12 protein-coding genes are annotated in these 11,858 nt (G+C 64.3%); 5 read left to right on the forward strand and 7 right to left on the reverse strand.

Annotated elements, in window-relative coordinates:
• Window positions 1-20 precede the first annotated feature (20 nt).
• On the reverse strand, window positions 21-1,040 hold the full coding sequence (locus HU738_RS20935; protein ID WP_186603715.1) for an AraC family transcriptional regulator: 1,020 nt from the start codon (window positions 1,038-1,040) through the stop codon (window positions 21-23).
• 38 nt (window positions 1,041-1,078) lie between these two features.
• Entirely contained in the window at window positions 1,079-1,942 is an 864-nt protein-coding gene (locus HU738_RS20940) for a LysR substrate-binding domain-containing protein (protein WP_186603716.1), read from the reverse strand.
• 112 nt (window positions 1,943-2,054) lie between these two features.
• On the opposite strand from HU738_RS20940, the gene HU738_RS20945 reads away from it, so the two are divergent.
• Together HU738_RS20945 and phnX are read left to right on the forward strand one after the other, a co-directional pair.
• Entirely contained in the window at window positions 2,055-3,161 is a 1,107-nt protein-coding gene (locus HU738_RS20945; RefSeq protein ID WP_186603717.1) for a 2-aminoethylphosphonate--pyruvate transaminase, read from the forward strand.
• 34 nt (window positions 3,162-3,195) lie between these two features.
• Entirely contained in the window at window positions 3,196-4,023 is an 828-nt protein-coding gene (gene phnX, locus HU738_RS20950) for a phosphonoacetaldehyde hydrolase (RefSeq protein ID WP_186603718.1), read from the forward strand.
• Between the two features lie 111 nt (window positions 4,024-4,134).
• On the opposite strand, the gene HU738_RS20955 is transcribed toward phnX, so the two are convergent.
• Window positions 4,135-4,695, reverse strand: a complete 561-nt coding sequence (locus tag HU738_RS20955) for an NADPH-dependent FMN reductase (RefSeq protein WP_176506464.1) — start codon at window positions 4,693-4,695, stop codon at window positions 4,135-4,137.
• A 158-nt stretch (window positions 4,696-4,853) separates the two neighbouring features.
• Here HU738_RS20955 and HU738_RS20960 point away from each other — a divergent pair, with 158 nt between their 5' ends.
• Window positions 4,854-5,072 (forward strand): hypothetical protein, encoded by a 219-nt coding sequence (locus HU738_RS20960; RefSeq protein ID WP_027919089.1) that lies wholly within the window; start codon window positions 4,854-4,856, stop codon window positions 5,070-5,072.
• On the opposite strand, the gene HU738_RS20965 is transcribed toward HU738_RS20960, so the two are convergent.
• From HU738_RS20965 to HU738_RS20980, 4 genes are all read right to left on the reverse strand, one after another.
• Window positions 5,056-7,305, reverse strand: coding sequence for an Orn/Lys/Arg family decarboxylase (locus HU738_RS20965; RefSeq protein ID WP_186603719.1), 2,250 nt, complete (start codon window positions 7,303-7,305; stop codon window positions 5,056-5,058). The two genes, HU738_RS20960 and HU738_RS20965, sit on opposite strands and share 17 nt — an antisense overlap.
• Window positions 7,306-7,376: 71 nt before the next feature.
• Entirely contained in the window at window positions 7,377-8,135 is a 759-nt protein-coding gene (dnaQ, locus tag HU738_RS20970) for a DNA polymerase III subunit epsilon (protein WP_186603720.1), read from the reverse strand.
• Window positions 8,136-8,186: 51 nt separating this feature from the next.
• Window positions 8,187-8,633, reverse strand: coding sequence for a ribonuclease HI (rnhA, locus tag HU738_RS20975; protein WP_186603721.1), 447 nt, complete (start codon window positions 8,631-8,633; stop codon window positions 8,187-8,189).
• Window positions 8,634-8,646: 13 nt separating this feature from the next.
• Window positions 8,647-9,420, reverse strand: coding sequence for a class I SAM-dependent methyltransferase (locus tag HU738_RS20980; RefSeq protein ID WP_176506468.1), 774 nt, complete (start codon window positions 9,418-9,420; stop codon window positions 8,647-8,649).
• Between the two features lie 85 nt (window positions 9,421-9,505).
• On the opposite strand from HU738_RS20980, the gene gloB reads away from it, so the two are divergent.
• On the forward strand, window positions 9,506-10,285 hold the full coding sequence (gloB, locus tag HU738_RS20985) for a hydroxyacylglutathione hydrolase (RefSeq protein WP_186603722.1): 780 nt from the start codon (window positions 9,506-9,508) through the stop codon (window positions 10,283-10,285).
• 100 nt (window positions 10,286-10,385) lie between these two features.
• Complete coding sequence (locus HU738_RS20990) at window positions 10,386-11,810, forward strand: lytic transglycosylase domain-containing protein (RefSeq protein WP_186603723.1); 1,425 nt, start codon at window positions 10,386-10,388, stop codon at window positions 11,808-11,810.
• Window positions 11,811-11,858: the final 48 nt, after the last annotated feature.

An 11,858-nucleotide genomic window follows, 5' to 3' on the forward strand; every position in this document is an offset into this window, starting at 1 on the left:
CCGATTCAGAGGGAACTGACCTACCCCTGTTCGCGCGCATGAGCCAGCGCGCGATAATGCCCAGGGTTGCAACCGAACCATTTGCGAAACGCCTTGTAGAAAGAGCTGCTGTCGGCAAAGCCCAGCCGCGCCGCAATTTCGCCCATGCCAGGCTCTGCCTGGCTCAGCCAGGCGATTGCCAGCTCTCGCCGCACGCTGTCCTTGAGCCCTTGATAGGTCTGCCCCTCTTCTGCCAGGCGCCGACGCAGGGTGGAAGGCGACAGGCATAATTGCCGCGCCAACGCATCGCCATCAGGCCAGTGATTGGGGTCCTGATGAAGCAAGTCGTGGCGGATGCGCCGCCCCAGGCTAGCGGCATCACGGTATTTGACCAGGATGTTACCAGGTGCCTCGGCCAGGAAGCGCTGCAGTTCCTCCGGTGTGCGCCGCAGTGGCAGGTCGAGGCTATCAGCACTGATGATCATGCGTGTACGCGGGCGCTCGAACTGCAGGTTTTGCGAAAACATCACCCGGTAGTCGTCGCAAAACAAGGGTTCGGCGCAGCGCAGCTCGATGGCCAGGATCGGGATGCGCCGCCCTGCCAGCCAGCAGGCCAGGCCATGGACGATCATCCAGAAGGTGAAATAGGTGAAGGCGCGACGCGGTTGGTCGCGAGGTTCGTTGATGACGATTTCGGCCAGCTCGTACTGGCGCACCAGGCTCGGTTGCAGGTCTTCAAGCATCAGCGACAGGAACTCCAGGGCCGTGTCCAGCCCTGCCCCCAGGGTCGGCTGGGCCATGCTCGCCCGGCACATGAAGGCCAGGCTGCCGCTGCGCAGGCCGCGCGGGTCCATGGCGAAGAACTCGTCGTTGCAGCGGCGCGCCAACAGCCGCCACAGCCGTGCATAGGCCCCGGCGCTGACCCGCGCTGCAGGCGCCTGCAATTGCCCGGCATCGATCCCGGCACGGACCAGCAGTGCGGCATCCGGCTCGCCCGCCGGGCAGGTCTGCAACAGGGCTTCGCGCACCAGTTGCATGGAGATGGTGTCTTTCTCGCTCATTGCCAATCCATTCGCTGATGCAGGCATCTTAGGCTGGCTCAAAGGCTCGACGCCAGGCCGAAGAAAGCCTGGATCAAGCGCAGCTCGCGGCGCCGTTCCAGGCAGCCAACCATATGCTGGTTGCGCAGGCCCTGGCCAGCCAGGGGCCGCGCCACCACCCGCGGGTCGTTGGCCACCTCGGTCGACGACACCACGCCGATGCCCAGCTCGGACGCCACCGCCTCGGTCACTGCTTCGCGGCTGTCCAGCTCCAGCAACACCCGCGGCTGCACGCCGGCCATGCTGCAGGCCTTGTCGAAGGTGCGCCGGGTGGTGGAGCTGGGCTCGCGCAGCACCATGATCTGCTGGTGCAACTCGGCCAACGGCAGGTCTTGCCCAGCCTGCGCCCAGGCGTGGCCCGCTGGCAGCAGCGCGCACAGGCGCGATTCGCAGAGGCTCTGCAGGTGCAGCCCTTTGCGCGGCGCGATCTCGGTCAGCACGGCGACGTCGGCGTGCTCGCTGAGCAACGCCGCCAGGGTTTCCTGGGCATTGCCCAGGCGCAGGTTGACGGTGATGCCCGGGTAGCGCTCGCGCAGCAGCGCCAGCATCGGCATGACCCGGTGCGGGCCATCGGCCGCCACCTCCAGGCGCCCGGTCAGCAACTGCCGATTGGCCTCGAGCATGGCCTGCGCCTCTTCGGCCAGGCCGAACATGGCCCGCGTGATCGCCGCCAGGCGGATGCCCTCTTCGGTCAGCTCCACCCGCCGTGCAGTGCGCCGCAGCAAAGTGATCTGGTAGTGCTCCTCCAGTGCCTTGACGTGCCCGGTCACTGCCGGCTGGCTGATGAACAGCCGCGCGGCAGCGCGGGTGAAGCTGCCTTCACGGGCAACGGCATCGAAGGCGCGCAGTTGAAACAGGTTCATGAGTATCGGCCTGACTTATAGCTCGGATAACAACAAACAATTTGATTGATGGCAGCGCCAATTGCAACCTAGGCCCGGTAGTTTCAGCCCACTGCTTGTGAGGAATAACGGAATGAGCAATGCCCCGATCTTGCTGACCCCTGGCCCACTGACCACTTCACTCCGCACCCGCCAAGCCATGCTGGTGGACTGGGGCTCGTGGGACCGCGACTTCAACCAGCTGACCGCCAGTGTCTGCGAGCAACTGCTGGCGATCATCGACGGCAGCGCCAGCCACCACTGCGTGCCCCTGCAAGGCAGCGGCACCTTCGCCGTGGAGGCAGCCATTGGCACCCTCGTGCCGCGTGACGGCAAGGTCCTGGTATTGATCAATGGCGCTTATGGTCAGCGCCTGGCGAAGATCTGCAAAGTGCTGGGCCGCACCTACAGCACCTTCGAGACCGCCGAAGACCAACCGACCACCGCCGCCGATGTCGACCGCCTGCTGGCCGCCGACCCGGCCGTCACCCACGTGGCGCTGATCCACTGTGAAACCAGCACCGGCATCCTCAACCCCCTAGCGGAAATCGCCCAGGTGGTCAAAGGCCACGGCAAGCGCCTGATCATCGATGCCATGAGTTCGTTCGGCGCACTGCCCATCGATGCCCGCCAGATTCCTTTCGAAGCGCTGATCGCTGCGTCCGGCAAATGCCTCGAAGGCGTGCCCGGCATGGGCTTCGTGTTTGCCGAGAAACGCGCCCTGGCCGCCGCCGAAGGCAACGCCCACTCGCTGGCCATGGACCTGCACGACCAGCACGCCTACATGGCCAAGACCGGCCAGTGGCGCTTCACCCCGCCGACCCACGTGGTCGCCGCCCTGCACGAAGCGCTGCAACAGTACGGTGAGGAAGGCGGCCTGCCCGCCCGCCACCAGCGCTACGCCGACAACTGCAAGACCCTGCTCGCCGGCATGGCCGCCATCGGCCTGCGCAGCTTCCTGCCGGCCGACATCCAGGCGCCGATCATCGTCACTTTCCATGCGCCGAACGATGCCCGCTACCAGTTCAAGGACTTCTACGAGCGGGTCAAGGCCAAGGGCTTCATCCTTTACCCGGGCAAACTGACCCAGGTCGAAACGTTCCGCGTCGGCTGCATCGGCGTGGTCGGTGCCGACGGCATGCAAGCTGCCGTCAATGCCGTGGCCGAAGTGCTGCGGGAAATGGAAGTGCTGGACATCTAACCCTTTGCCCACCCAATTTCAGGAACCCGCTCACATGAACTACAGCAATCCTACCCAGCTGCAAGCCGCCATCCTCGACTGGGCTGGCACCGTGGTCGACTTCGGCTCCTTCGCCCCGACCCAGATCTTCGTCGAGGCCTTCGCCGAGTTCGATGTGCAGGTCTCCATCGAGGAAGCCCGGGGCCCGATGGGGATGGGCAAGTGGGACCACATCCGCACCCTGTGCGATGTGCCAGAGATCGCCGAGCGCTACCGCAAGGTGTTCGGCCGCACCCCGACCGACGATGACGTTACCGCCATCTACAACCGCTTCATGCCACTGCAGATCGAGAAAATCGCCGTGCACTCGGCATTGATACCCGGCGCCCTGGACACCCTCACCGGCCTGCGCCAGGGCGGCCTGAGGATCGGTTCGTGCTCGGGCTACCCGAAGGTGGTGATGGACAAAGTGGTGGAACTGGCGGCGCAGAACGGCTACGTCGCCGACCACGTGGTGGCCACCGACGAAACCCCGAATGGCCGCCCGTGGCCGGCCCAGGCCCTGGCCAACGTGATTGCCCTGGGGATCGATGATGTGGCGGCGTGCGTGAAGGTCGACGACACCGTGCCGGGCATTCTCGAAGGCCGCCGCGCCGGGATGTGGACCGTGGCCCTGGTGTGCTCGGGCAACGCTCTGGGGCTGACCTGGGAGGATTATCAGGCGTTGAGCTCAGAAAAACTGGAAAGCGAGCGCAAGCGCATTCACCAACTGTTTGCCGGCTCGCGGCCGCACTACCTGATCGACACCATCAACCAACTGCCGGAGGTGGTAGCCGATATCAACCGCCGCCTGGCCAAGGGTGAGATGCCGCAGGCCTTCTGACGGATCAGTTCCTGGCCATTCGCGGGTAAACCCGCTTCCACAGGTTTATGCATTCCCCTGTAGGAGCGGGTTTACCCGCGAATGCGTCATACATCATGCAACAGCAATGGATCAGACCGCGCGGTTCAACTTCACCCAGGACGCGAACTTGTCGATGAAGCCCTGCAGGAATGGCCGGGTCTTGTCACTGAGCTTGCCCGCCTCATCGAACAGGCTCGCCGCCCCGCCGATATACGCCTCGGGCATCTGCATGCACGGCATGTCGAGGAACACCAGCGACTGGCGCACCGCATGATTGGCACCAAACCCGCCAATGGCCCCGGGCGACACACTGGCCACCGCCGTCGGCTTGCCGCTCCACGCGCTTTGCCCATACGGCCGCGAACCCACGTCGATGGCATTCTTCAAACAGCCTGGCACCGAACGGTTGTATTCCGGGGTGACGAACAGCACCGCATCGCTGCGGCGGATCTCATCGCGAAACCGCTTCCACGCCTCGGGCACGCCCTCGGCCTCGACGTCCTCGTTGTACAGCGGCAGGTCGCCGATCTCGACAATCTTAAGGGCAAGGCTGGACGGTGCCAGCTCCGAAAGTGCGCGGGCAACCTTGCGGTTGTAGGAGTCCTTGCGCAAGCTGCCGACGACAACCGCTACCGAATACACCTGGCTCATGGCGTTATCCATCCGTTGCTGGAGAAAGGGACGTCTGTAGTTATAGATGACCGTTCCTCGGCGGCCCGGTTTTTTTTCCAGACTGTGAAAACTTCCAAGTACCTTTTACGGTCTATCCCTGCAGACATTTCCTACGTAATTCAGAGGTTTTCACCCAAATGGCAGCAGTAATGGTCGGCCAGTTCCACGCCCGTGACGCCGAAGGCCGTATCTACCCCGTGCACGAGTTCCAGGAGTCCACCCTCCAGGCGGACGGCAGCGCACTGGGTGCCCCGATCACCACCTACCGCCTGGCGATCGGCGATCGCGTCAACCACTTGGGTGAGAACCGCTTCGAACTGGCACAGACCGGCGTCGAGATCATTCGCATTCCTTGATGCAGTCGACCGTGTATTGGCCGCTCTCATTCTGCAGGCCATGCACATCAGCGACGAAGCCCGGGAAACCGCTGTTGAACGCCCGGGCAAACGCCAGATAGTCGAGGATCGAGCGGGTTGCTTCGGTGAACCGCTCACCCGGCATGATCAGCGCGATTCCCGGTGGGTACGGCACCAGCATCACTGCTGCCACACGACCCAGCAGGGCCTCTATCGGCACTGCCTCTACCTCCCCGCGCACCATCTGGTCATAAGCCCGCGCCGGGCTCACGGCCACCTCCGGCAACCGCGTGAACAACCGCTTGAGCTGCTTGGCCGTGGCATTGGCGCGGTAGCAGTCATGCAGCTGGTCGCACAGGTCGCGCAGGCCCAGCCCCTGGTAACGAGCGGCATCGACCGCAACGATGCTCGGCAGGCAGCGACTCAGCGCTGTGTTGCCGTCGTAATGGCGTTTGAACTCCAGCAGCTCGGTGAGCAACGTGCTCCACTTGCCCTTGGTGATTCCCATCGAGAACAGCACCAGAAAGCTGTACAGGCCGGTCTTCTCCACCACCAGCCCGCGCTCCCAAAGAAACTTGCTGACCACCGCCGCCGGAATACCGTGCTCGCCCAATACGCCGTCCGCGCTCAGCCCAGGCATCACCAAGGTCACCTTCAGCGGGTCGAGCAGGACATAGTCGTCCGCCACGTCGCCAAAGCCATGCCACTCGGCGCCTGGTTGCAGCAGCCAGTCCTGCGCCGACAGGCGCTGGATGCCCTCCGCCGCTGGCGGCTGCCAGATGCTGAACCACCAGTCTTCGGCGGCGATGTGCTCGCGCAGATTGGCCAGCGCACGGCGGAAACTCAAGGCTTCGTCAAACATCTCCTGCAGCAGCGAGTGGCCAGCCGGGCCCTCCATCATGGCCGAAGCCACATCCAGCGAGGCGAGCATGCTGTATTGCGGCGAGGTGGAGATATGCATCATGAACGCTTCGTTGAAGCGGTCGCGATCCAGCTGACGCTGGGCACCATCTTGCACGTGAATCATCGAGGCCTGGCTGAAGGCGGCCAGCAGCTTGTGAGTGGAATGGGTACTGAACACCAGCGGGCTGCCCTCGCTGCACACGGTACCCATGGCGTAGCGGCCCTCGAAGAATGTGTGAAACGCCGCATAGGCGAACCAGGCCTCGTCGAAATGCAGCACCTCGACGCTGGCGCCCAGTGCCATCTTGATCAGCCCGGCGTTGTAACACAGACCGTCGTAGGTGGAGTTGGTCACCACCGCCAGCTTGATCCGCGGCTCACGCCCCTTGGCCAGGGGATTGGCCAGCACCTTGGCCTTGATCGACTCGGGGCTGAACTCGCTGAGCGGTATCGGGCCAATGATGCCCAGCTCGTTGCGTTCGGGGCATAGGTAGAGGGGGATGGCGCCGGTCATGATGATGGCGTGGACCACCGACTTGTGGCAGTTGCGGTCCACCAGCACGAGGTCATCGCGGCCGACCATCGCGTGCCAGACAATCTTGTTGGCGGTGGAAGTGCCATTGATGACGAAGAACGTGTGGTCGGCGCCAAAGTTGCGCGCGGCCCGCGCCTCGGCCTCGGCCAAGGGGCCGGTGTGGTCGAGCAGCGAGCCTAGCTCCGGCACCGACACGGACAAGTCCGAGCGCAGGGTATTTTCGCCGAAGAACTGGTGGAATGCCTGGCCAACCGGGCTCTTGCGGTAGGCCACCCCGCCGCCGTGGCCGGGGGTGTGCCAGGAATAGTTGGATTGTGCAGTGTGCTGCACCAGGGCCTTGAAGAACGGCGGCAACAGGCCATCAAGGTAGTTGTGCGCGGCACGCGCCACCTGACGGGCGAGAAACGGCACGGTGTCCTCGAACAGGTAGAGAATGCCGCGCAGCTGGTTGAGTTCGCCCATGGCCTCGGCCGGCGCGTTTTCCAGGGTGACCTGCTCGCCCAGGGCGAAGATCGGCAAGTTGGGCGCACGCAACCGGGCCAGGCGTATCAGCTCAGCCATGTTCTGCAGCAAGTGGGTGTTGTCGCCGACGCCCTCGGCGGCGATCAGCATGCAGGCCAGCCCATGGTGGGTGGTGGCGACCAGCCGCGCTTCGGTGTGATCGGCAGCCTTGATGATGGCGAAACCGTCCTGGCTCAGTTCCTCGGCAATGCCGCGGATGCGCTCGCCGGCGACGCTGTCGGCCTTGATCGCACGGTGGACGATGAGGATCGGGAACTTGAGGTCCTTGTACATCCGGCAACTACCTCCGCTGGACTTGTTGTCCTATTGAGGGTAGTAGGCCTTGTGCTGCCTGTGCCGGCCTGTTAGCTGGCAGGTGCCTCGGTCAGCGTCTGCCACAGCGAAGGCCCGCCCGCCGATTTGGCCACGGCCGCCAGCCGTTCGGCGTGGGCTTCCAGTTCTGCGGCATTGGCCATGATCACCCGCCCCGGTGCCCGCCCGACGATGCGGCGGATCTCGCTGCCGCCAGCGCCCTGTCCATCACCGTCACTGTCGGCGCCGTGCCCGGCCAGCGACAGGCTGGTCTGGCCGCCGGTCATCGCCAGGTAGACGTCGGCCAGCAATTCGGCGTCGAGCAATGCGCCGTGCAATTCACGGCCAGAGTTGTCGATGTCGTAGCGTTTGCACAACGCATCGAGGCTGTTGCGTTGCCCCGGGTGGCGGGCACGGGCCAACAGCAGGGTGTCGAGGACGGTGCAATGGTTGGCGATGTCGGCGCGGTCGCTCTGCCCCAGCAGCGCGAACTCGTTGTTGATGAAACCGACGTCGAACGCGGCGTTGTGGATGACCAGGGTGGCGCCCTGGATGAATTCGAAGAACTCTTCGGCCACATCGGCGAAGCGCGGTTTGCCGACCAGGAACGCATCGGTGATGCCGTGGACGTTGATCGCGCCCTCGTCACTCTCCCGGTCGGGCTGCAGGTAGACGTGGAAGTGCCGCCCGGTCAGGCGCCGGCCAACGACCTCGACACAGCCGATCTCGATGATGCGGTGGCCTTCGGTGACCGGCATACCGGTGGTTTCGGTATCGAGAATGACCAGGCGTTTATCTTGCTGCTGCTCCACGCGGGGCGCTCCAACTTGCATCAGTGACAAAGGCGGCGATTGTACCGCAGCTCAACGCGTGGCGCGCACTTCCTCGACGCCACGGTTGGCCAGCTGGTCGGCGCGTTCGTTGCCGGGGTGGCCGATATGCCCGCGCACCCACTTCCAGGTGACCTTGTGGCGGTTGACCTGCTCGTCGAGCAATTGCCACAGGTCGGCGTTCTTCACCGGTTCCTTGGACGCCGTCTTCCAGCCGCGCTTCTTCCAGTTGGCCATCCACTCGTTGATGCCCTTCATCACATACTGCGAGTCGGTGGTCAGCACCACATCGCACTCACGCTTGAGCGCCATGAGCCCCTGGATCGCGGCCATCAGTTCCATGCGGTTGTTGGTGGTTTCGCGCTCGCCGCCCCACAGTTCCTTTTCGACGCCCTTGAAGACCAGCAGGACGCCCCAGCCACCGGGGCCAGGGTTGCCCTTGCAGGCGCCATCGGTATACATCTCGACGCTATCGCTCATGTACCACTCATGTTCAGTGCTTTTCGGTATTTGGCCTGACGGCGGTGCGGTTGACCTTGGCCAGTGGCAGCGGCAGCAGCTTGCCCATCGGTTCGCGGCGCACCTGGCGCAACGGCCTCAGGCCAACCACCATCTTGCGCGCCACCAGCAGGTAGACCCCGCCGCCGGCACTCTGCCAGCCACCCGCCATGCGTTCCCAGCCTGCCAGGCGTTGCTGCCAGGCCGGCGAAGTGAGCGGCGGACGATAGCACCCGAAGCGGCGTTTCTCCAGCGCAAAGCCCAGCAGGTTGAGCCAGTCGCCGACCCGTGACGGCGAGATGCAGCGGGCCTTGCGCAGGGCACCCTGGCTGAAGAAATGGCGCAGGCCCCAACCGCTCCAGGGGTTGATGCCGACAATGAGCAGGTGCCCACCGGGGCGCACCGCGCTGGCCGCCTCACGCAGCAGGCCGTGTGGCGAAAGGCTGAAGTCCAGCCCATGTTGCAGCACCACCACGTCGGCGGCGTGCTCGCCCAATGGCCAGGCCTGCTCCTCGCAGACGATCTCCACCCCCGGCAACGGCGCGCCAAGGCGCACGTTGCGCTGCACCTGCGGCGCGCTGGGCGGCGCCTCGGCACAAGGGCCATAGTGCACGAGGTAGCCACCGAAGAAGCGCCCGAGCTCTTCTTCCAGCAGTTTCTCCTCTTCCTTCAGCATCAGTTGGCCGAGTGGGCCGTTGAACCACTCACGGGCCAGGCTGATCAGTTCGACCCATTCCGGGTCGGCCTGGGCAAAGGCTTGGTCGGTCATTGCGCTCTCCCTCGAAGGTTCCCGCACCGCGCCATCGTGGCTAAGATGCCCTCATGTGCCACCCATGGCGATACGGATCCGCACCATGATACAGATCGACGCTCTCCCCGCTTTCTCCGACAACTACATCTGGTTGTTACAGGATACTGCCAAACGCCGCTGCGCGGTGGTCGACCCGGGTGATGCCGGCCCGGTGGAAGCCTGGCTGGCTGCCAACCCCGGCTGGGCGCTGGACACCATCATGGTGACCCACCACCACGACGACCATGTCGGGGGTGTCGAACGCCTCAAGCAACAGACCGGTGCCCGCGTCTGCGGCCCGGCCCACGAGCAGATCCCGGGCCGCGACCTGGCGCTGGACGAGGGCGATCAGGTCAGCGTCCTGGGCGTGGCCTTCCGGGTTCTGGCCGTGCCCGGCCACACCCTGGGGCATATCGCCTACTTCAGTGACCAGCCAGCGACACCCCTCCTGTTCTGTGGCGACACCTTGTTCGCCGCCGGTTGCGGGCGCATGTTCGAAGGCACTCCAGAGCAGATGCAGCCTGCCCTCGCCCGCCTGGCAGCACTGCCGGAGCAGACCGAAGTCTATTGTGCCCACGAATACACCCTCAGCAACCTGCGCTTCGCCAAGGCGGTGGAACCGGCAAACCCCCACGTTCTGCAGCGTTTCGAAGACGTTACCCGGTTGCGCGCCGAAAATCGCATCAGCCTGCCTTCAACGATCGGCCTCGAGCGCCTGACCAACCCATTCCTGCGTACCGCTGAAACATTAGTTAAACAAAAAGCAGACGAATGGAAGGGACATTCAAACGACTCGCAGGTCACTGTTTTTGCTGCCTTGAGGTCTTGGAAGGACCGCTTCTGATAACCTCAAGATATATCGCAGAGGGTTCGCAACGGTTGACCCAGGCGGGAGCGGTTTCTAGAATCGCCGAAATTTTTCGCTCGGAAACCTGTGTCAGCCGATGTCTTCCCGTAGCCGCAGAATCGCTCATTCAGTCGCCCTGACGCGCCTGGCCCAAATCAGTGCGCTGGCGCTGGCCGCCACACTGGTGGGTTGCCAGAGCACCCGTCAGCTCGATGAAACCGACAGCGTTCGCGCGCACAACTACCAGGCCCGGATCAAGCACAAGCCCTCGCCGCTGGCGGTCAAGCCTGCCGAACCGCCGCAGGATGTGTGGGAGCGCATGCGTCAAGGTTTCGCCCTGCAGGACAACATCGACGTCAACCCGCGCATCGAGCAGCAACGCCTGTGGTTTGCCAGCAACCCGACGTTCCTCGAAAGCGCCGGCGAGCGCGGCAGCCTGTACCTGCACTACATCGTCGAACGCCTCGAAGAACGCGACATGCCGCTGGAGCTCGCTCTGCTGCCGGCGATCGAGAGCGCCTACAACCCCATGGCCTACTCGCGCGCCAGTGCAGCGGGCATGTGGCAGTTCATGCCCGCCACCGGTCGTCATTTCAACCTGCGCCAGACCAACTTCTATGACGGCCGTCGCGACATCACCGCGTCGACCAACGCCGCGCTGGACTACCTGACCCGTCTGCACGACATGTTCAACGGTGACTGGCTGCTGGCACTGGCGGCCTACAACGCCGGCGAAGGCACCGTCAGCCGCGCCATCGAGCGCAACGAGAAGCTTGGCCTGCCCACCGATTACTGGAACCTGCCATTGCCGCAGGAAACCCGTGACTACGTGCCCAAGCTGCTGGCACTGTCGCAGGTGGTCTCCACACCTGAAGCCTATGGCGTGAACCTTACGCCGATCGCCAACGAACCCTACTTCGAAGCCGTGGCGATCAACGACCGCCTCGACCTGTCGCGGGTCGCCGCCTTCGCCAACATCGACGAAGACGAACTGATCCAGCTCAACCCGGCCTTCAAGAAACGCATGACCGTCGATGGCCCCAAGCAGCTGCTGGTTCCGACCGCCAAGGCGCAACTGCTCAGCGACAGCCTGTCCAACCTCAAGCCCGAGCAACTGGTCAGCCTGCAACCGAACAAGGCCGTGTTCGCCGCCGCCGTGGCCGAAGCCAACGCACCTGCCGCGCGCAGCTACCGGGTCAAGCGTGGCGACAGCCTGAGCAGCATCGCCAAGGCCAATCGCGTTGCGGTCAAGGACATCCAGCGCTGGAACAAACTGCCGGGCAACCGTGTGAAAGCGGGCCAGGTCCTGGCCCTGCGCGGCGGCAGCGCCCCGAGCGCTGCAGGCAACCGCGTGGCAGCCTCGGGGCAGCGCTCCACCCAGTACAAGGTACGCAAGGGTGATTCGCTGTATCTTGTAGCCAAACGTTTCAATGTCGAGATGCAGCACCTCAAGCGCTGGAACCCGCGTAGCGGGCATGCACTCAAGCCGGGCCAAACCCTGACCGTCTACCTCTCGCATTGATGAGATGCCGGGGCCGCATGGCGGCTCCGACAACCACCTGCAAAAGCT

It is taken from the genome of Pseudomonas vlassakiae (assembly GCF_014269035.2).
Lineage (GTDB): Bacteria > Pseudomonadota > Gammaproteobacteria > Pseudomonadales > Pseudomonadaceae > Aquipseudomonas > Aquipseudomonas vlassakiae.

Coding starts and splice junctions, on each gene's coding strand:
- HU738_RS20990 (WP_186603723.1), top strand. CDS start 10,386: ATGTCTTCCCGTAGCCGCAGAATCGCTCATTCAGTCGCCCTGACGCGC.
- gloB (WP_186603722.1), top strand. CDS start 9,506: ATGATACAGATCGACGCTCTCCCCGCTTTCTCCGACAACTACATCTGG.
- HU738_RS20945 (WP_186603717.1), top strand. CDS start 2,055: ATGAGCAATGCCCCGATCTTGCTGACCCCTGGCCCACTGACCACTTCA.
- phnX (WP_186603718.1), top strand. CDS start 3,196: ATGAACTACAGCAATCCTACCCAGCTGCAAGCCGCCATCCTCGACTGG.
- HU738_RS20935 (WP_186603715.1), bottom strand. CDS start 1,040: ATGAGCGAGAAAGACACCATCTCCATGCAACTGGTGCGCGAAGCCCTG.
- HU738_RS20965 (WP_186603719.1), bottom strand. CDS start 7,305: ATGTACAAGGACCTCAAGTTCCCGATCCTCATCGTCCACCGTGCGATC.
- HU738_RS20960 (WP_027919089.1), top strand. CDS start 4,854: ATGGCAGCAGTAATGGTCGGCCAGTTCCACGCCCGTGACGCCGAAGGC.
- HU738_RS20955 (WP_176506464.1), bottom strand. CDS start 4,695: ATGAGCCAGGTGTATTCGGTAGCGGTTGTCGTCGGCAGCTTGCGCAAG.
- HU738_RS20940 (WP_186603716.1), bottom strand. CDS start 1,942: ATGAACCTGTTTCAACTGCGCGCCTTCGATGCCGTTGCCCGTGAAGGC.
- HU738_RS20980 (WP_176506468.1), bottom strand. CDS start 9,420: ATGACCGACCAAGCCTTTGCCCAGGCCGACCCGGAATGGGTCGAACTG.
- rnhA (WP_186603721.1), bottom strand. CDS start 8,633: ATGAGCGATAGCGTCGAGATGTATACCGATGGCGCCTGCAAGGGCAAC.